This is a genomic window from Methylobacterium sp. JK268, assembly GCF_054052225.1.
On sequence record NZ_JBSVZN010000001.1, the window covers coordinates 20,984 to 39,940 of the forward strand.

The 18,957-nt window shown below is 72.2% G+C and carries 17 protein-coding genes; 5 read left to right on the forward strand and 12 right to left on the reverse strand.

The genetic code is table 11. The features are described 5' to 3' along the window. Nucleotides 1-322: 322 nt before the first annotated feature. The 4 genes from ACW9J6_RS00055 to ACW9J6_RS00070 all read right to left on the reverse strand — a co-directional run bounded on the left by ACW9J6_RS00055 (nt 323) and on the right by ACW9J6_RS00070 (nt 4,231). On the reverse strand, nt 323-1,153 hold the full coding sequence (locus tag ACW9J6_RS00055; RefSeq protein WP_457114373.1) for an aldo/keto reductase: 831 nt from the start codon (nt 1,151-1,153) through the stop codon (nt 323-325). A 69-nt stretch (nt 1,154-1,222) separates the two neighbouring features. Beyond that, nucleotides 1,223-1,549, reverse strand: a complete 327-nt coding sequence (locus tag ACW9J6_RS00060) for an AtuA-related protein (protein WP_457114374.1) — start codon at nt 1,547-1,549, stop codon at nt 1,223-1,225. A gap of 2 nt (nt 1,550-1,551) precedes the next feature. Beyond that, nucleotides 1,552-2,898, reverse strand: coding sequence for an acyclic terpene utilization AtuA family protein (locus ACW9J6_RS00065; RefSeq protein WP_457114375.1), 1,347 nt, complete (start codon nt 2,896-2,898; stop codon nt 1,552-1,554). 13 nt (nt 2,899-2,911) lie between these two features. Continuing rightward, the gene (locus ACW9J6_RS00070) at nt 2,912-4,231 is read right to left on the reverse strand and encodes a CitMHS family transporter (protein ID WP_457114376.1); all 1,320 of its coding nucleotides are present in this window, start codon (nt 4,229-4,231) and stop codon (nt 2,912-2,914) included. A gap of 110 nt (nt 4,232-4,341) precedes the next feature. Here ACW9J6_RS00070 and ACW9J6_RS00075 point away from each other — a divergent pair, with 110 nt between their 5' ends. Further along, on the forward strand, nt 4,342-5,253 hold the full coding sequence (locus ACW9J6_RS00075; RefSeq protein WP_457114377.1) for a LysR family transcriptional regulator: 912 nt from the start codon (nt 4,342-4,344) through the stop codon (nt 5,251-5,253). Between the two features lie 105 nt (nt 5,254-5,358). Beyond that, a complete protein-coding gene (locus ACW9J6_RS00080; protein WP_457114378.1) occupies nt 5,359-5,517 on the forward strand; it encodes a hypothetical protein in 159 nt (52 codons plus the stop codon). Between the two features lie 838 nt (nt 5,518-6,355). Here ACW9J6_RS00080 and ACW9J6_RS00085 read toward each other — a convergent pair. The 6 genes from ACW9J6_RS00085 to ACW9J6_RS00110 form a co-directional block, all read right to left on the reverse strand. Further along, the gene (locus tag ACW9J6_RS00085) at nt 6,356-7,831 is read right to left on the reverse strand and encodes a methyl-accepting chemotaxis protein (protein ID WP_457114379.1); all 1,476 of its coding nucleotides are present in this window, start codon (nt 7,829-7,831) and stop codon (nt 6,356-6,358) included. A 531-nt stretch (nt 7,832-8,362) separates the two neighbouring features. After that, entirely contained in the window at nt 8,363-9,292 is a 930-nt protein-coding gene (locus ACW9J6_RS00090; RefSeq protein WP_457114380.1) for a 3-keto-5-aminohexanoate cleavage protein, read from the reverse strand. An 11-nt stretch (nt 9,293-9,303) separates the two neighbouring features. Further along, nucleotides 9,304-10,230 carry a 3-hydroxyacyl-CoA dehydrogenase gene (locus tag ACW9J6_RS00095; RefSeq protein ID WP_457114381.1) on the reverse strand — a complete coding sequence of 309 codons (927 nt, stop codon included), beginning with the start codon at nt 10,228-10,230 and terminating at the stop codon, nt 9,304-9,306. A gap of 16 nt (nt 10,231-10,246) precedes the next feature. After that, a complete protein-coding gene (locus tag ACW9J6_RS00100) occupies nt 10,247-12,769 on the reverse strand; it encodes a branched-chain amino acid ABC transporter ATP-binding protein/permease (protein ID WP_457114382.1) in 2,523 nt (840 codons plus the stop codon). Nucleotides 12,770-12,779: 10 nt separating this feature from the next. Further along, nucleotides 12,780-13,655, reverse strand: a complete 876-nt coding sequence (locus ACW9J6_RS00105) for a branched-chain amino acid ABC transporter permease (RefSeq protein ID WP_457114721.1) — start codon at nt 13,653-13,655, stop codon at nt 12,780-12,782. Nucleotides 13,656-13,896: 241 nt separating this feature from the next. Continuing rightward, nucleotides 13,897-15,144: an ABC transporter substrate-binding protein gene (locus ACW9J6_RS00110; protein ID WP_457114383.1), complete on the reverse strand. Its 1,248-nt coding sequence runs from the start codon at nt 15,142-15,144 to the stop codon at nt 13,897-13,899. Nucleotides 15,145-15,278: 134 nt separating this feature from the next. On the opposite strand from ACW9J6_RS00110, the gene ACW9J6_RS00115 reads away from it, so the two are divergent. Both ACW9J6_RS00115 and ACW9J6_RS00120 read left to right on the forward strand, forming a co-directional pair. Beyond that, a complete protein-coding gene (locus tag ACW9J6_RS00115) occupies nt 15,279-16,046 on the forward strand; it encodes a GntR family transcriptional regulator (RefSeq protein ID WP_457114384.1) in 768 nt (255 codons plus the stop codon). Continuing rightward, nucleotides 16,046-16,813, forward strand: coding sequence for an SDR family oxidoreductase (locus ACW9J6_RS00120; protein ID WP_457114385.1), 768 nt, complete (start codon nt 16,046-16,048; stop codon nt 16,811-16,813). The genes ACW9J6_RS00115 and ACW9J6_RS00120 overlap by 1 nt, the downstream gene beginning before the upstream one ends. A 15-nt stretch (nt 16,814-16,828) precedes the next feature. Here ACW9J6_RS00120 and ACW9J6_RS00125 read toward each other — a convergent pair whose 3' ends face one another. Continuing rightward, nucleotides 16,829-17,500 carry a L,D-transpeptidase gene (locus ACW9J6_RS00125; RefSeq protein WP_457114386.1) on the reverse strand — a complete coding sequence of 224 codons (672 nt, stop codon included), beginning with the start codon at nt 17,498-17,500 and terminating at the stop codon, nt 16,829-16,831. Between the two features lie 108 nt (nt 17,501-17,608). Here ACW9J6_RS00125 and ACW9J6_RS00130 point away from each other — a divergent pair, with 108 nt between their 5' ends. After that, nucleotides 17,609-18,553 carry a LysR family transcriptional regulator gene (locus ACW9J6_RS00130; RefSeq protein WP_457114387.1) on the forward strand — a complete coding sequence of 315 codons (945 nt, stop codon included), beginning with the start codon at nt 17,609-17,611 and terminating at the stop codon, nt 18,551-18,553. Between the two features lie 13 nt (nt 18,554-18,566). Here the strand turns inward: ACW9J6_RS00130 and ACW9J6_RS00135 are convergent, their stop codons facing one another. Then, nucleotides 18,567-18,830 (reverse strand): hypothetical protein, encoded by a 264-nt coding sequence (locus tag ACW9J6_RS00135; RefSeq protein ID WP_457114388.1) that lies wholly within the window; start codon nt 18,828-18,830, stop codon nt 18,567-18,569. Between the last annotated feature and the right edge of the window lie 127 nt (nt 18,831-18,957).

The window sequence follows — 18,957 nt, forward strand, 5'->3', positions numbered from 1 at the left end:
AGCCCCCATTCGCCATCCTGCAGCAATCACCCAGGGATGACGCGGACGTGTTCGGAGTTTTCACTGGCGAAGCGACCCCTGTCGGATCCAACCAAAGTGCTTCCCCTCGATGCCAAGCTCCCCTTTTCCGGACGACGGCAGCGACAGCGGAAGGAGATCCGGAAACCAGCACAGGAATCGCCGCGAAGCGGCCCCGACTTCCAGCAACGGTGTTGAAAAGCAGCCGCTTCGCGTCTTCTTGTGCTGGTTTCCGGGTCGCTTTCCGCTGACGCTGCATGCGCCCGGAAAAGGGGGGTGGAGGACCGCAAATCCTCCGACCACCCTACAGCATCTCCAGTGGGGTCTTGCGCCGCGGCGGCGGAAAATCGGCGTCGAGGGTGGCGAGGTCCTCGGGCGTGAGGACGAGGTCGGCCGCGGCGGCATTCTCCTCCACGTGGGCGAGGCTCGCGGCCTTCGGGATCGCCACGAGGTCCGGGCGCCGCAGGGTGAAGGCCAGCGCCACCTGGTATGGCGTCGCCCCGTGCCGGGACGCCACCGCGGCGAGCGCGCCCTCCTGCGGCAGGCGGCCCTGCTCGACCGGAGAATAGGCCATCACGGCGATGCCCCGCGCCGCCATCGCCGGGAAGAGGTCGAATTCCGGGCCGCGGCGGGTGACGTTGTAGAGGACCTGGTTCACCGCGCAGGCCGTTCCGCCGGCCTCGATCAGGTCGTCGACGTCGTCGGTGTCGAAATTGCTGACGCCCCAGGCGCGGATCTGGCCCGCCCGCACCAGCGCCTCCATGCCCGCGACGGTCTCCTCCAGGGCCACGCGCCCGCGCCAGTGCAGCAGGTAGAGGTCGAGCCGGTCGGTGCGCAGCCGCCGCAGGCTCGCCTCGCAGGCCCGGCGCAGGCGGGTCCGGTCGGCATTGTGCGGATAGGCCTTGCTCACCAGGAAGACCCGCTCGCGCAAGGGACCCAGGGCCTCGCCGAGGAAGCTCTCGGTGTCGCCCTCGCCGTACATCTCGGCGGTGTCGATCAGCGTCAGGCCGCGATCGATCCCGGCGCGCAGGGCCTCGGCCTCAGTCCGGCGCTCCCGCGGCACCTCGCCCATCCGCCAGGTGCCCTGGCCGAGGACCGGGACGACGGCGCCGGTGCGGAGCGTGAGGGTGCGCATGGGTCGGGCCTCCGGCCGGCGACGCGCAAGGCCGCCGACGGGAGGGGAATAGGGCGGGCCCGCCCGGCGTCAAACCGCGGGCGCGCCGGCGCGCTCCGGGATCTCCAGGTCGAGAAGGAGCGCGCTCAGGGACTTGCCGTGGGCGTCGAGGGCGAGCGAGCGCGTCACGCCCCCGCCGAGCGCCCCGCGCATCACGAAGTTGAGCGCGCCGAGCTGGGGCAGCGCGTAGCGGACCACCTCGCCGGAGACGATCCCGGCGAAGTGGGCGCGCACCCGCTCGGCCGTCACGTGCCGTTCGAGGAAGGGAAAGTCCGCCGGGTCGTAGGCGATCAGCGAGAGATTCGCGGTGTCGCCCTTGTCGCCCGTGCGGGAATGGGCGAGGTCGCAGAGCTGCATGGTCACGCCTCCAGGATCTGCACGCGGGGCCGGGCGAGCCCGGCCGGCACCAGGGCCGAGCAGACCGCGATCACCTCGCGGGCGGAGGTCCAGGCGCCGCCGCCGCCTGCCGGGCCGTTGGTGTAGAGCGTCTCGACCTCGTTGCCGATCCGCGCCGCCTCCGCGAGGCTGTCGGTGCGGCCCGCCACCCGCAGGCGCACCTCGGAGGGGTCCGGCCCGGGCCGCGCCCCGTGCAGGGCGTCGACCCCGATCAGGTCGAGGCGCAGCTCCCGCGGGTGCAGGCCCGTGAGGCGCAGGCGCTCGCGCACGATCGCGCGGGCGAGTTCGCCCCGCGCCCGGGCGCCGGGCCCCGCGTAGGAGATCTGGCCCTCACCCACGAAACTGTCGCGGTAACCGATCGAGACCTTGAGGAGGCCGGTGGCGGGAGCGCCCCGCGCGCCCGTCACCCGCACCCGGTCGGGGCCGAGGGCCTCCATGGTCACGCCCGAGAAATCCGCCACCACGTCCGGCTGGACGTAGCGGGCCGGGTCGTGGACCTCGTAGAGGAGCTGCTCCTTGCAGGTGCCGAGCGTCACGGCGCCGCCGGAGCCCGGCACCTTGGTGATCTCGACCGTGCCGTCCTCCGCCACGATCCCGATCGGGAAGCCGAGCCGCGCCAGTCCCGCCGCGTCGAGCCCCGGTCCGTCCTTGCGGCCCGGATCCGCGAAGTAGCCGCCGGTGATCTGGCCGGCGCATTCGAGGAGGTGGCCGGCGAGCGTGCCGCGCCCGAGCGCGTCCCAATCGTCGAGGCGCCAGCCGAAGGCGTGGACCAGCGGCCCGAGGAACAGGGCCGGGTCGCCGACCCGGCCGGTGACCACCACGTCGGCGCCGCCCGCCAGCGCCTCGGCGATCGGGGCGGCACCCAGATAGGCGTTGGCCGAGACGACCCGGTCGCCGAGATCCGAGACGCACCCGCCGGTCTCCTCGATCGCGGGATCGAGCCCGCGGATCTCCGCCAGGACGTCGTCGCCCGTCACCGCCGCGACCCTGAGCCCGGCATGGCCCCTCTCGCGCGCGATCGCGCGGACGCGCTCGGCCGCGGCGAGGGGGTTGGCCGCGCCCATATTGGTGACGATCCGGATGCCGCGGCGCCGGCAGGGATCGAGCACGGCCCGCATCCGCGCCTCCAGCAGCGGGTCGTAGCCGAGGGCCGGGTCGCGCAGCCGGGCGGCCTGCGCGAGCGCGATGGTGCGCTCGGCGAGGCATTCGAAGACGAGGACGTCGATCTCGCCCCGCTCGGCGAGTTCGACCGCGGGCTCGATCCGGTCGCCCGCGTAACCGGCTCCGGCGCCCAGGCGCAGGGTTCTCATGGTCGGCCCTCCATCACAGGGGGAAAACGCCGAGGGCGACGCAGGCGAACGTCATCACCACCGACGCGGCGAACAGGAACGGGAAGGTGAACTTCTGGTGGTCGGCGAGATCGATGCCGGTGAGGCCGCAGACCAGGAAGGTGGCGGGCGTGAGCGGGCTGACCGGAAAGCCGGTGGTCATCTGGCCGAGCAGCGCGCCCTGCGCCACCTGGAGCTTCGGAACGCCGAGCTGGCCCGCCACCTCGGCCACCACCGGCAGCACGCCGAAATAGAAGGAATCCGGGTCGAACAGCATGCTGAGCGGCATCGCCACGAGGCCGAGCGCGAAGGGGATGTGCGGGGCGAGACCGGGCGGCACCACGGCGACCGCGCTCTGGGCCATGGCCTTGAGCATGCCGGTGCCCTGCATGATGCCGGTGAACACCCCGGCCGCGAGCAGGATCGACGCCATCAGGATCGCCGCCTTGGCGTGGGCGTCGATGCGCTGGCGCTGCGCGTCCACGCTCGGGTAGTTGATCAGCAGGGCCGCCGCGGTGCCGAGCATGAACATCAGCGCGGGCGGGATCTTCTCGGCCATGAACACCATCGTGCCGAGGACGACGAGCGTGAGCGCGAGGTTGATCCAGAACCGCTCCGGCCGGCGCAGAACCCGCTCGGCCTCGCTGAGGGGCCGCGCCTCGGCCCGGAGGGGCGCTGCCTGGGCCTCGGCCTCGCGCCGGACGCGCTTGAGGCGACGCTCCTCGCGTGAGCCCAGCCACCAGGACACCGCGAAGATGAAGGCGAGGCCCACCGCCTGCACGGCGACGAGCGGCGAGAAGATCTCGGGGATCGGCAGCTTCAGGGCGGCCGAGGCACGGATCATCGGGCCGGTCCAGGGCAGGAAGTTCACGCCCGCCGCCAGCGAGGCCGCGCAGGCGAGGATGCGCCGGTCGATCCCGACCCGATCGTAGAGCGGCAGCATCGCCGGGATCGTGATCAGGAAGGTCACCGCCCCCGAGCCGTCGAGGTGGATGAGGAGCGCGAGCAGGGTCGTGCCGGGAACGATCCGGGTCGGGCGGGTGCCCACCGTCGCGAGGATCCGCTCGATGATCGGGTCGAGCATGCCGGCGTCGCTGACGATCCCGAAGAACAGGATCGCGAACACGAACATGCCGACCACGCCCGCGAGGCTCTGCAGGCCGGTCAGCACGAACTTGCCGGTCTCGAGGCCGAAGCCGCCGATCAGGGCGGCCGCCACCGGGATCACGATCAGCGCGACCAGGGGCGACATCCGCTTCGTCAGGATCGCGGCCAGGAGCAGGGCGATCGTGCCCAGGCCGAGCAGGGCCAGCATGGTTTCCTCCCAGATCTCGACGGCGGACCGCCTGTTCTTTGTCGGCAGGAAACAGCGCCGCGTTCGATCAGACAATTGAAAAGATCGGATCGCAGCGATAGGCATCCGTTATGGATCTCAACCTGCGGCACGTCCGCGCCTTCGTGTCGGTCGCGCATCTGCACAGCTTCACCCGGGCGGCGTCGCTCCTGAACCTGTCTCAGCCGGCGCTGACGGTTCAGATCCGGCGTCTCGAGGAGGCGCTCGGCGTCCGGCTCCTCGACCGCGACAGCCGCAACGTGGCGGCGACCCGCGTCGGGCGCGACCTGCTGCCGGTGTTCCAGCGGGTGCTGCGCGACCTCGACGGCGCGGTGGCGGACACCCGCGCCCTCGCGGCGGGCCGGCACGGCACGGTGCGGATCGCCACCCTCCCGTCCTTCGCGGCGGGGCTGCTGCCCGACGCCATCGCGGCCTTCCGGGCGCGCCACCCGCGGGTGGGCTTCGCGGTCAAGGACGCGATCGCCGGGCGGGTGCTGGACCTCGTGCGGAGCGAGGAGGTCGATCTCGGCATCGTGGGCGGGTCCCTGCGCGACCCGGAGGTCGAGGTGCTGGCGCGGGCCGTCGACACGCTCCACGTGATCTATCCGGAAGGGCATCCGATCGGGGCGCTGCCGGCCGTCACGGTGGAGGCCCTGGCCGCGCACCCGCTGGTGCTGATGGATGCCCAGACCAGCGTCCGCGCGGTGGTGGACGCGGCCTTCGCGACGGTCGGGCGCCCGCCGCTGACGGCCTGCGAGGCGACCTACATGATGACCGCGGTGGGCATGGTGCGGGCGGGCCTCGGCCTGACGATCCTGCCGGGCTCCGCCCGCGAGATCCGCGCCGAACCGAACCTGCGCTCGCGTCCGATCGCCGAGCCGAGCTTCGAGCGGCCAATCGCCCTGATCCGCAAGGCCCGCCGCTCGCTGCCCAAGGCCTCCGAGACCTTCCTGGCGGACCTGCTCCCGCGCTTCGCCGCCCTCGATCCCGCGGGGCCGGCCTGAGCAGCGCGCCCTCCCCTTGGTGAAAAGCGCGCGCCTTCCCACATGCTCGCCGGGCGCCCGGACCGGTCCGGCCGGGGGCGCCGCGTTCGTAACGAGTGATCCATCATGACGTCGATCAAGGTCAGGCCGTGCGGGGACGGCTCCTTCACGGTTTGCTGCAACGGAGGAATCGTCAGCACCGGCCTGACGCGCGCCCAGGCCGACCAGCTCGCCGGCCTGCTGCGCACCATCCAGGAGGACGACCCGCCCGCCCCAAGGCGGTGAGCGGCGGGACGGCCCCGTTCTTACTCAATCCGCTTGATCCCTTCGGCGATTGCTGCCGCAATCGCTCCGGGATGGCGAATTTGGACTTCGCTCAGGCGTGCGGCGCGAGACTCCGCCGCGCGGGCTGCCGATAAGGCACCCGCTTCGATCAAGCGGATTCGATATGAGTTCTTCACCGGCTTCGCCGTCCCTCGCGGATGAAAGCGTGGGCTGATCGGTGGTAGGGACAGGCAAGACTTGACGATGGCCTTCCAAGACGGGCGCGGGAACCCCTCTCCCGAGTGGGAGAGGGGTAGGGGTGAGGGACGGACGCTTCAGCAAGAAGACGCAACCGTGCCGCTGGCAGCTCGACCTTTGGAGTTCAATCCTGAAGCCGAGCCACCCTGCGCGATCTTTGATCGCCCCTGCCCCTCTCCCACTCGGGCTAGCGTGTTCACACTTCGCCTCCCGGCATCAAAAAAGCGCTTCTTTCGCAGTCGCCTGAACGGAACCGAGGAGACCCGCGGGATCCCCTCTCCCGTGCGGGAGAGGGGTAGGGGTGAGGGTCCCGGACCGTGCCGTCATCAAGCGAAGACGGTCGTGCTGGCAGCGGGACACTTCAGAATTCTTGCTGAACCACCTGGACCCTCACCCCTGCCCCTCTCCCGCACGGGAGAGGGGTTTCCCGCGCCACATCCGGGAACCATCGTGTGTCGACGCAAGTATCTGCCCTGTTTTTATTTTTCGCGCTCTGTGAATCCGCTAGCCCACGCGGGAGAGGGGTTCCCGGCGCCATGACCCGCAGAACAGCCGGCCTAAAATCTCGCAGCAACGACCATGTTGTGCGGGCGCGTTCGCGTTAGACCATCCGGCGGGCGAAACCGGCCATCTCGCTCATCGAGGCGCCCACCGCCTTCGTGGCGGCGTCGATCGCCCGGGCGCTCTCGCGCACCCGCTCCACGCTGCCGCCGATGGCGTCCATGTTCCCGGACACCTCCCGGGTCGCCGCCGCCTGCTCGGTGACCGCGGCGGAGACGCGGCCGGACAGGGCGCTCAGTTCCTGGATCGCGCCGCCCACCGTCTCGATCGCCCGCACCGCGTCGCCGGTCGAGCCCTGGACGGCCGCGATCAGCGCGGCAATGTCCTCGGCCGCCCGGGACGACTGTCCGGCCAGCGCCTTGACCTCCGTGGCCACCACCGAGAAGCCCCGGCCCGCCTCCCCGGCGCGGGCCGCCTCGATCGTGGCGTTGAGCGCCAGCAGGTTGGTCTGCTCGGCGACTGCCCGGATCGCGCTCACGGCGTCGCCGATGCGCTCGGCGGCCTGGAGGAGGCCGGTGACGATGCTGCGGGCCTCCTGCGCCTGCGACACGGCGGCGTCGCCCGCGCGCCGCGCCTCGCCGGCATCCCGGGTGAGCCCGTCGATCGAGGCCGCGAAGGCCTGGGTCCCGGCCGCCGCCGCCCGCACCGTCGCGGAGGTCTCGTCGGCCGCCGCGGCGGTCCCGGAGACCTGCGCGGCGACGCCCGCCATGGTGTGGTCGATCTCCTGCAGCTTGACCTCGATCGCCGCCAGGGCCTCCTCGCGCTCGCGGCGCGCCTGCACGGCCCGGGTGGTGTCGGTGGCGTATTTCACCACCTTGGTGGGACGCCCGCTGGCGTCGAGCACCGGGTTGTAGACCGCCTGCAGCCAGACGTCCCGTCCGCCTTTGGCGAGCCGCCGGAACTCGCCCGACTGGAACTCGCCGCGGGCGAGCCGGGCCCAGAAGTCGCGGTAGGCGGCCGACTCGCGCTCGGCCGGATCGACGAACAGGGTGTGGTGGCGCCCGACGATCTCGTCGAGCCCGTAGCCCACCGTCTGCAGGAAATTGTCGTTGGCCCGCAGGATGTGGCCCGAGAGATCGAATTCGATCGCCGCCCGCGAGCGCTCGACCGCCTCGACCTTGCTGCGGTAATCCGCGTCGGTCCGCTTGCGCTCGGTAATGTCCGAGGCGAACTTCACGACCTTGATGATGCGTCCGGTCCGCCCGCGGATCGGGTTGTAGGTCGCCTGGAGCCAGATCTCCCGGCCGCCCTTCCCCAGGCGCCGGTACTCGCCGGACTGGAATTCGCCGCCGGCGAGCGACGCCCAGAACGCCCGGTACGCCGCGCCGTCCTGCTCGGCGGGATCCACGAACATCCGGTGATGCACACCCTTGATCTCACCGAGCGCGTAGCCGACAGTTTTGAGGAACGTCTCGTTGGCGTCGAGGATCGTGCCGTCCGGGGAGAAGGCGATGATCGCCTGCGAACGGCCGAGGGCCTCGATGATGGCGGCGTGGTCACGGCCGAAGAACGACATGCACCTGTCCCGATATGCGGATCGGTTGCACGATCCGTGAGCAGCCCCGCACGGGTCCAGGTTCTTCTTCGCCCCGCCGGGTTCCGCCGCGACCGGCAGACCGAGAGGGCAAACCCCGTATTCCCCGCAGATGAAACTGTCGCGCACAATCATTAACGGCCGGTATTCGCTTCGCGGCCTGCCCGAGACCTGACCCAGCGACGAGCGACATCCCACGTGGATTAATGGGGCGCGTGCGGCCTCCGCGGCGCACGGGCCGCGGACGAGAACCGGTACAAGTTCTTACCTCACGAACAGTCAACTTGAGATTGCAGCACCCGCACCCGCCGAGGGACCTGAGACGGCACCGGGCCGCGGCGAGAGGCGGCGCGCCGGATTGGGTTGCACTGTTCGGGCCTGCGCCGGCGGCCCCCGCGCCAGCCCGGCGAGCCCTCATGGCCCGCATGACCCGCGTCGTGCCGGTCGCGCTCGCTCGCCCGCGCCGCGCCATCGCTGCGGCCGCGGGCGGGTCGGCGCGGGTCGCGGCGCCGGTCAGAAACCGACGCGGTCGCCGCCCTTCAGGCCGAGGATCGCGCGCGCATCGTCGGGACCGGCGATCGCGAGGCCCAGCCCCTCGATGATCTGACGCGCCCGTGCGACCTGGTCGGCGTTCGATTCCGCGAGCTTGCCGGGGCCGATCCAGAGGGAATCCTCCAGCCCGACCCGGACGTTGCCGCCCATGGCGGCGGCCTGGGCGGCGATGGGCAGCTGGTTGCGGCCGGCCCCCAGCACCGACCAGTGATAATCCTGGCCGAACAGCCGGTCGGCGGTGCGCTTCATGTGCGCCACGTCCTCCGGGTGCGGCCCGATCCCGCCCAGGATCCCGAACACGCTCTGCACGAAGAAGGGCGGCTTGATCACGCCCCGGTCGGCGAAGTGGGCAAGCGTGTAGAGATGGCCGATATCGTAGCACTCCACCTCGAACCGGGTGCCGTTCTCGGCGCAGGTGGTCAGGATGTGCTCGATATCCGCGAAGGTGTTCTTGAAGATGCGGTCGCGCGAGCCGGCCAGGTAGGGCTCCTCCCAGTCGTGCTTGAAGCTCTTGAAGCGCTCCAGCATCGGGTAGAGCCCGAAATTCATCGAGCCCATGTTGAGGGAGGCGACCTCCGGCTTGAGGGTCGAGGCGGGCGCGAGGCGCTCCTCGATCCCCATCGTCGGGGCGCCGCCGGTGGTCAGGTTGATGACGCAGTTCGAGCGCTGCTTGATCACCGACAGGAAGGGGTGGAAGGCCTCCGGCCGCTGGTCCGGCTTGCCGGTCTGCGGGTCGCGGGCGTGGAGGTGGACGATCGCCGCCCCGGCCTCGGCGGCGCCGATCGCGGCCTCGGCGATCTCCTCCGGGGTGACCGGCAGGTGCGGCGACATCGACGGCGTGTGGATCGCCCCGGTGACGGCGCAGGTGATGATGACTTTGCGGGCGGCCATGGCGGTGCCTTTCAGGATTGGGCGCGCTTGTGCGCCATCAGGGCGGCGAGGCGGGCGTCGCGGCGGCGCGCGCGCTCGGCGGGGCTCGCCGGGTCCGGCCCGCCCTGCCAGGCGTCCGCGATCCGCGCGAGGGTCTCGGCATCCCAGACCTCGGGCGGGGCCGGGTCCGCGGCAAGGCGGCGGTAGAAGCCGCCGTAGCGGGCGGCGTAGTCGGCGACGCCGCCGGGCGCGTTGAGATCGATGGTGGCGAAGGGGCCGAGGAAGGACCAGCGCAGGCCCAGGCCCTCGGCCACCGTCCGGTCGAGGTCGGCGGGGCTGACCACGCCCTCGGAGACGAGCCGGAAGGCCTCGGACAGCAGCGCCCCCTGCAGGCGGTTGAGCACGAACCCCTCGACCTCCCGGTTCACCGTCACGGGCGCCTGGCCGGACGCGGCGTAGAGGCCGCGCGCCCGCTCGATCACCGCCGGGTCGGTCCAGGGTGCGCCGCAGAGTTCCACCACCGGCACGAGGTGGGGCGGGTTGACCGGGTGCGCGACGAGGCAGCGGGCGCGGCCGGGCAGGTCTTCCGTGAAGCGCGAGGCGACGATCGCCGAGGTGGAGGAGGCGAGGATCGTCTCGGGCGGGCAGAGCGCGTCGAGCTCGGCGAAGAGCGCCCGCTTGGCCTCGACCGTCTCCGGCCCGCTCTCCTGCACGAGGTCGGCACCCTGCACCGCCGCGGCGAGGGTGTCGGTGCAGGCGACCCGGGCGAGGATCGCCGGGATCTCCGCGACGAGGCCGTGCGCCGCGAGCTGCCGCAGGGCCGCCTCGATGTGGGCCGGCGCCGCCGCGAGAGCGGCCGGGTCCCGGTCGGTGAGGCGGATGCGGAAGCCCGCCCGGGCGAAGACCACGGCCCAGGACCGGCCGATCAGGCCGGCTCCGACCAGGGCGACGTTCGGCATGGCAGGGTCCCTCCGGTTACAGCCACAGCACCTGACGGCGCAGATCGATGTCGTCGCGCAGGGCGGCGGACGGGCCGTCATGCACCACCCGGCCGCGCTCCAGCGCGACGGTGCGGTCCGAGAGCGCCAGCGCGAGATCGAGGTTGTGGTCGACGATCACGATCGAGACCTCGCGGCGCAGGGCGTCGAAGGTCTCGAACAGGCCCTCGACCACGGCCGGCGCCAGCCCCTCGAAGGGCTCGTCGAGGAGGAGGACCCGGGTGTCGCCCGAGAGCGCGCGCGCCACCGCCACCATCTGCTGCTCGCCCCCAGACAGGTAGTCGGCGGGCGTGTGCCAGCGCGCGCGCAGGCGCGGGAAATAGGTGAGGATCCGCTCCTCGTCCCAGTGCACCCCGTTACCGGTGCGCCGTCGCAGCCGGCCGAGTTCGAGGTTCTCGGCCACGCTCATTCCGGCGAAGAGCCCCCTCCCCTGCGGCACGTAGCCGATGCCCGCCCGCGCGATCGCGGCGGCCGAGCGCCCGTCGAGGCTCTGGTCCCCGAGGCGGATCTGGCCGGCCGCATGGGGGGCGATGCCCGTGATGGTCTTGAGGCAGGTCGACTTGCCGGCCCCGTTGCGGCCGAGCAGCGCCACGATCTCGGTCTCGTGCACGGCGAAGCTGACACCCGCGAGGATATGGCTCTTGCCGTAGAAGGTGTCGACGCCCTCGAGGGAGAGGAGCGTGCGCCCACCGGCGGCGCTCGGGCGGGGCTTGGACGCGATCGCCGCTGTGCCCGAGCCGATATAGACCTCCTGCACGGCGCGGCTGGAGCGGGCCTCCTCGACGGTGCCGTCGACGAGGACGCGGCCCTCGTTCATCACCGTCACGGCGTCGGCGATCTGGAAGACGCGGTCGATGTCGTGCTCGACCATCAGGACCGGCACCTCGGTCGAGACGCGCTTGATGATGTCGCCGATGCGCTGCCGCTCGCCCGCCGCGAGGCCGGCCAGCGGCTCGTCGAGGAGGAGCAGGCGGGGCTTGGTGGCGAGCGCCACGCCCATGTCGAGGAGGCGCTGGCCGCCGTAGGAGAGGGACCCGGCCTCCGCGCGCTCCAGGCCCGCAAGCCCGAGCCAGCGCAGGATCTCGGCAGTCTCCGCCGCGACGGCACGCCGGCTGCGCGCGTCGCGCCAGGGGTCGAAACGGCCCGGATGTCGGCCCTGCACGGCGAGGCGCACGTTCTCCTCGACGCTGAGCGCCGGAAACAGGTTGGTGATCTGGAAGGAGCGGCCGAGACCGGCCCGGCAGATCCGCTCGGGCGCGAGGCCGGCGATCGAGCGGTCCGCCAGGGTGATGTCGCCGGCATCGGGCCGGAACATCCCGGAGATCAGGTTGAAGGCCGTGGTCTTGCCGGCTCCGTTCGGGCCGATCAGCGCGTGCAGCGTCCGGTCGCGCACCGCGAGCGAGACGTCCTCCACCGCCCGGATGCCCCCGAAGCGCTTGGCGATGCCGGTCGCCCTCAGGATCGCGCCGGCGACGCTCCCGGCCGGGCGCAGGACCTCCGGCAGGCCCTCGGGCGCGCCGGCCCGACGGCCCGCCATGGCGGCGTCCTCGGTGGCGGCGGGGCGGACGAGGTGCAGGACCCGGCGGCCGATGCCCACGAGCCCGTCCGGCGAGAACAGGATGAAGCCGATGAACAGGAGGCCGAACCAGAACAGCCAGTCGCCGGTCCAGATCGAGAGCTGTTCCCGGAACAGGATGAAGAACAGGGCGCCGATCGCCGGCCCCGCGAGGCTGCGCATGCCCCCGATCACCACCATGGCGAGGAGTTCGCCCGAGAAGGCGGTGCCGAGCGGCTCGGCCGAGGCGAAGCGGTGGGTGAAGACTTCGAGCACGCCGGCGAGGCCCGTGACCGCGGCCGAGACCGTGAAGGCGAGGAGCTTGTAGCGGCTGGTCGGGTAGCCGAGGAAGCGCGCCCGCTGCTCGTTCTCGCGGATCGCCTCCAGCACGCTGCCCACCGCCGAGCGGCGCAGGCGCGCGAGCCCGTAGACCACCCCGAACCCGACGAGCGCGACGGTGCCGTACCACGCGAGGGGCCGGTCGAGGTCGAGCCCGGGCAGGGCCGGGCGGACCACGCCCCCGAAGCCGCTCTCGCCGCCGGTGAGCGCCGTCCAGCGATAGGCCACCGTGAAGGTGAGCGCCGAGAGAGCGAGGGTGAGGAGCGAGAAGTAGACGCCGCGCCGCCGCAGGATCAGCAGCCCGAGGAGCAGGGCGATCAGCGCCACGACGACGAGGGCGAAGAGCATCGGCAGCACGAGGCCGCCGGGGAAGAGGGCGCGCTGGCTGATCGCCGCCGCGTAGGCGCCCAAGCCGAAGAAGGCACCGTGGCCGAAGGAGACGAGGCCGGTCTGCCCCACCAGGATGTTGAGGCCTAGGCACGCCACCGCGAAGACCACCACGTCGGTGGCGGTGGTGAGCGTGAGCCCGACCGCCTGCAGGCCGAACGGCAGGACGACCAGGGAGGCCGCCAGGAGGGGAAGCGCGAGCCGGTCCGCGCGGGTCATCGGGCGCTCCCTACTCAAACCGGAGGATGCGCTCGCCGAACAGGCCGCGGGGCCGGACGAGCAGGATGACCGCCATGAGCGCGTAGATCGCCGCCTCGGCGAGGCCCGGGGAGATCAGCACCATCAGGCCGCGGACCACCCCGACGATCAGCGCCGCCGCGACCACGCCCCAGAAGGAGCCGAGCCCGCCGATCACCACGACCACGAAGGCGCCGGTGAGCACCTCCGCGCCCATGGCCGGGTGCACGCCCGAGATCGGCGCCAGCATGACCCCGGCCAGCGCCGCGAGCCCGACGCTGATGACCACGACCGCCGCCATGTAGGGCTTGAGCGAGATGCCGAGCGCCGCGACCATGTCGGGGTTCTGCACGCCCGCCCGCACGACCCGCCCGAAGGTGGTGCGCTGGAGGAGGAACCAGACGGACGCCACCGCCAGCACCACGGCGGCGAGGATGGTCAGCCGGTAGCGCGACAGGATGAAGTCGCCGAGGACGATCTGGCCGCGCAGGGCCTGCGGGATGCCGTAGGGCAGCGGCGGTGCCCCGAAGATCATGCGCAGCGCCTGCTCGGCCACCATGGCGAGGCCGAAGGTGAGGAGGAGCGAGAGGATCGGGTCGGAGCGGTAGAAGCGCCGGAACAGCACCCGCTCCACCACGAGGCCGATGATCCCGACGAGGACGGGCGCCGCCGCGAGGGACCCGAAGAAGCCGAGGCTTGGCGTGAGCACGATGGTGAGGTAGGCGCCGACGGCGAAGAACGCCCCGTGCGCGAGGTTCACGATGCCGCCTAAGCTGAAGATCAGCGAGAGGCCGAGCGCGATCAGCAGGGAGATCGCTCCCAGGAACAGGCCGTTGACGACCTGCTCGGCAGCGAGGGTGAGGAGCATCACGGCGGCAGGGCTCCGACTTCGACAATTCGCTGACGCTCACCCTCCCCCCTCTGCGGGGGAGGGTGCCCCACGGAGTGGGGCGGGAGAGGGGAACCACGCTTCCGGAATTGGCTGAACCGTGGTGCAGGGCGCCAGATCCTGAAGCGTGGTTCCCCTCTCCCGGCTCACTGCGTTCGCCACCCTCCCCCGCAGAGGGGGGAGGGTTCTCCCGCGCCTCATCCTGAACACGGCGGGAGGCTCACCCCTCCATCCGGCACGCCGCCTCCTCGGCGGTGGGGGCGAGCACCTCCAAGTCCTCGTTCGGCCCCGGCAGGGCCGGCGAGGACGAGAAGATGTCCCACTTGTTCTTGACCTGATCGGCCGGCAGCGCGGTGATCGCGTACATCTCGCTGATCAACTGGTGGTCGCGGGCCCTGAAATAGCCGGGACGGGGCTTCATCACGTCGAACTTGGCGCCACCCTCCAGGTAGGAGACCAGTGCCGGCCCCTCCGTCGACTTCGCCTCGCGGATCGCCTGGGCGACGATCCTGACGCCGTTGTAGTCGCCCCAGGCCTGGTTCTCCGGCGGCTTGCCGTACTTCTTGCCGAAGGCGGCCACGAAGGCCTTGGCGGAGGGCGTGTCCACGAGGTGGTGCCACAGGCAGGGCCAGGTGCCGGCGAAGCTGCCCGCGCCGGCGCCCCAGGCGAGCGCGGTGTCGAAGCCGAATCCCGCCACCGGGAAGGGCAGCCCGTACTCGGCATATTGCTTGAGGAAGTTGGTGATCTGGTTGCCCGCGAGGTTCGAGATCACGAGGTCGGGCTTCGCCTGGCGGATCTTGATCAGGTAGGCGGAGAAATCGGTGGCGTCAGTGGGGACGAGTTCGTCCGCCGCGAAGGCGCCGCCGTTGCCCTGCATGAACACCTTGGCGACCCGCAGGAGATCGTGCCCGAAGGCATAGTCGGCGGTGAGCGAGTACCACTTCTTGCCCTTGACGAGCCCGTCCTGGACCAGCGAGCGGCCGACCGCCTTCACGTACATCGAGTTGGCGCCCTCGATGTGGAACATGTAGCGCTTGCAATCCGGGCCGCGCAGCGCGTCCGAATTGGCGCCGGTGTTGAAGAAGGGGGTGTGCCCGCGCTGCGCCACCTGGCCGATCGCCAGCGCCGAGGCGGAGGAGATCTCGCCGACGATCGCCGCCACCTTGTCGCGCTCGACGAAACGCTCCGCCTTGCTCGATGCGGTCTGCGGGTTCACCGAATCCTCGGTGAGGAGCTCGATCCTGCGGCCGTCGATCCCGCCCGCCGCGTTGATCTCCTCGGTGGCGAGCTGAGCCGCCATGACGGCGTACTCGCCGAGCGGCCCGAGGAACCCGGTGCGCGGCGTCAGGTGACCGATCCGGATCGGCCCCGCCTGCGCCCGCACGATGGCCGGCATCGCGAGTGCGGCACCCGCCGCCAAGCCTCCGCGCACGAGGGTGCGGCGCGTCGGCGTCATGCCCTGCGTCATGGGATGCGTCCCCTGCCCTGTGAATCCGCCACGGTCGATTGGCTTGCCGTGATCTGTGATCACACTTAGGCTGCCATCAAACCGAAGGCCTGTCGAGCCCTCGCGCCGCAGGCCCGCGACGGGGTGGAATCGCTTTGGATGAGGCCATCGCCAGGATCGGTCGACGGATCGGCCGGTTGGAGCGGGAAACGCTCGGCGACCGCGTCACCGCGCGCCTGCGCGACCTGCTGATGGCGGGAGAACTCGCCCCGGGCGAGCGCCTGTCCCTGCGCCGGGTCGCCGGGGAACTCGGTACCTCGATGATGCCGGTGCGCGAGGCCGTGTCGCGGCTCGCGGCCGACCGGGCGCTCGAAGTCCTGCCGAACCGCTCCGTGCGGGTGCCGCTGATGGATGCCGGCCAGTTCCGCGAACTGACGCGGGTGCGCCTCGCGGTCGAGGGTTTCGCCGCCGAGGAGGCGGCCCGCGCCCGCGGCGCAGCGGACCTCGCGGCAATCGCCCGGCAGGACGCGATCTTCCGGGAGGAGGCGCGCGCCCTGTCCCCCGACTTCGAGCGGGCGGTGCGGGCGAACCGGGACCTGCACTTCGCGGTCTATGCCGCGTCCGGGCTGCCGACGCTGGTCGGCCTGATCGAGGGGCTGTGGCTGCGCGTCGGGCCGGTGCTGAACCTCGACATGCGGGTCTCGGGCGGGCGCCTCGCGAAGGGCGGGGCCGAGCGGCACCACGCGGCCCTGCTGGCGGCGATCCGCGGCCGGGACGGGGCGGCGGCCCGCGCCGCCCTCGCGGCGGATATCGAGGGCGCGGCCGCCTTCATCGCGGCCGGCGGCCGCCTCGCGGGCGGCGACCGCCAAGCGGACAACGGCCACCAAGCGGGCAGCGGCCCGCCCCAGCCAGGGAGTGTCTGATGGACATGGATGTGAAGGGCCTGCGGGTCCTGGTGACGGCGGGTGCGGGCGGGATCGGGCTGGAGATCGCCCGCGCCTTCCGGGAGGAGGGCGCGCGGGTCCATGTCTGCGACGTGGACGAGGCGGGGCTCGCCGCGCTGCCGGAGGGGATCACCGGGACGCGGGCCGACGTCGCGGATCGCGGCGCGGTCGCGCACCTGTTCGCGGAGGCCACCGCGGCGCTGGGCGGGCTCGACGCGCTCGTGAACAATGCCGGCATCGCCGGGCCGACCGGGCGCGTCGAGGAGATCGGCCCCGAGGAGTGGGACCGCTGCCTCGCGATCTGCCTCACCAGCCAGTTCAACTGCGCGCGCCTCGCGGTGCCGCTGCTTCGGGCGAGCGCCAACCCGTCGATCGCCAACCTGTCCTCGGCGGCGGGCCGCTTCGGCTTCCCCCTGCGCACCCCCTACGCGGCGGCGAAGTGGGGCGTGATCGGCTTCACCAAGTCGCTGTCGCGGGAACTCGGGGCGGACGGGATCCGGGTCAACGCCATCCTGCCCGGCATCGTGGCGGGCGACCGGCAGCGCCGGGTGCTGGAGGCCCGCGCCCAGCGGCGGGGCCTGAGCTTCGCGGAAGCCGAGGCCGAGGCCTTCGCGGCGGCCTCGATCAAGGACTACGTCACGGCCCGCCAGATCGCCGACCAGATCCTGTTCCTGGCCTCGCCGCGCGGGCGGACCATCTCCGGCCAGGCGCTGGCGGTCGACGGCGACCTGCAGATGCTGGCCTGAGCGGCGGCGGCCCCGTCACGCGAGGGGACGGTCGGCGGGCAGCACGATCACCGTCGTGCCGATCGGGGCGCGGCCGTAGAGGTCGATGATGTCCTGGTTGATGAAGCGCACGCAGCCCGACGAGACCGTGGTCCCGATGGTCCAGGGCTCCACGGTCCCGTGAAGCCGGTAGTAGGTGTCCCGCCCGTCGCGATAGAGGTAGAGCGCGCGCGGGCCGAGGGGGTTGCCCTCGCCCCCCGGCAGGCCGTCCCGCACCGGGCCGTAGCGCTCCGGCTCCCGCGCGATCATGGCGGGCGTCGGCCGCCAGCCCGGCCATTCCGCCTTGCGGGCGATCGTGGCGGTCCCCCTGAAGTTGAAGGCCTCCTCGCGGCCGACGCCGACCCCGTAGCGGACCGCGCGGCCGCCCTCCAGGACGAGGTAGGCGTGGCGCGCGGCCGGATCGACCACGATCGTGCCGGGCCGCTGCCCGGTCGGGTCGGCGACCTCCCGCCGCCAGAATCGGGGCGGGATCCGCGCCGGGTCCACGGCCGGGACCGGGTAGGGCTCCGTCGTGATCGCCGCGTACATGGCCACGAAGGCGGGATCGACCGGGTCCTCGGCCACCGCCGCGACGGGCTCCCGCCGCGCCGCGCAGCCCGCGGCCCAGAGGGGAAGGCCGAGGAGAAAGCTCCGTCTCTTCACGATCATGATGTCAGCCGAGGTCACCTGCCGCAGGGATGCAGGCGAGAGAGCCGGATGACGGCATTCCCGTCCAGCGGTTATGAAGACATGAGCGTCATAACCCTTGGTGATCGAATGGACGTCGCCCTCGCCCTGCGCGCCTTCCTGCGGACCGTCGAGCGCGGGTCGGTGACGGCGGCCGCGCGGGATCTCGCCGTGTCGCAGCCGGCGGTCACGAAGCACCTGCGGAACCTCGAGCGCCATGTCGGCGCCCGCCTGCTCGAACGCTCCGCGCGCCTCGTGCGGCCGACGCCGCAGGGCCGCGCCCTCTACGAGGCGAGCCGCTTGGCCCTCGACAGCATCGACGCCGCGCTGGAGGGCGTGCGCCAGGGCATGGGGTTGATCGAGGGCCGGCTGCGCCTGCACGCCCCGTCCTGCCTGGGGGCGAAGTGCCTGCCCGGCCTCGTGATGGCGTTCCAGCGCGCGCATCCGCGGGTGACCGTCGATCTGCTGCTGGAGAACCGGGAGATCGACCTCGTCCACGAGAATCTCGACCTCGCCATCCGGTACGACCGGCCGAGCGCCCAGACCGCGATCGTCCGCCGCCTGGGCACGATCCGGCGGATCGTGGTCGCGGCGCCGGACCTGCTGGCGCGGACCGGCCCGATCGACGCGCCCGCGCGCCTCGCCGCGGTCCCGGTCATCGCGAGCGTCCGGCCGGGCGCCGACGACGACGGCCTCACCCTGCGCCACCGGGACGGGACGACCTGCGCGATCCGGACGACCCCGATCCTGCGGACGAACAACGCCGAGGTCATCACGGCGACCCTGCGGGACGGCCACGCGGCGGGCTCCGTCCAGCAGATCCTCGTCAACGAGGAGTTGCGGGACGGCCGCCTCGTCCGCCTCCTGCCGGACTACGAGGTCCCGGCGACGGAGGCCTATCTCGCCTACCCGTCGGTCCGCTACATGCGGCCCGCGATCCGGGCCTTCACGGATTTCGTGGTCCCGGCCCTGCGCGCCATCGACGGGATCGTGGCCCCCCGGTCCGGCACCGTCGAGGCGCCGGATCCCGCCTGACCCGCGTGCCGGGTCATCGGCGGCGCGGACCGGCGGGGCGCCGCGGCGGGCCGGCCTCGTCCGCCTGGTCGGGGCCCTCCAGGGTCTCCTCCCCGCTCTGGCTCCGGCACCACTCGCGGATGTCCGGGTCGCGGATGCGGCGGCAATAGGAGGCGTCCCCGTCCCGCAGCGACAGGCAGAGGCTGCGCAGATCGGCGCTGTCCAGCACGGCGCACCGCGACGCGTCGTCGTCGGCACTCTCCGCGGCGGCCGTGAGGAGCCCGGCGAGGATCACCATAGACATCATCATCGAAGCAGCGCGGCCAGCCGTTCCGAGCGCCCGATGAGACGCCTGCTTCAGCTATGCTACGCGGGCGCAGCGATTCCGTCAGCCTGGAAGTGGAGCGCGGCCCGCCTGGGATCGG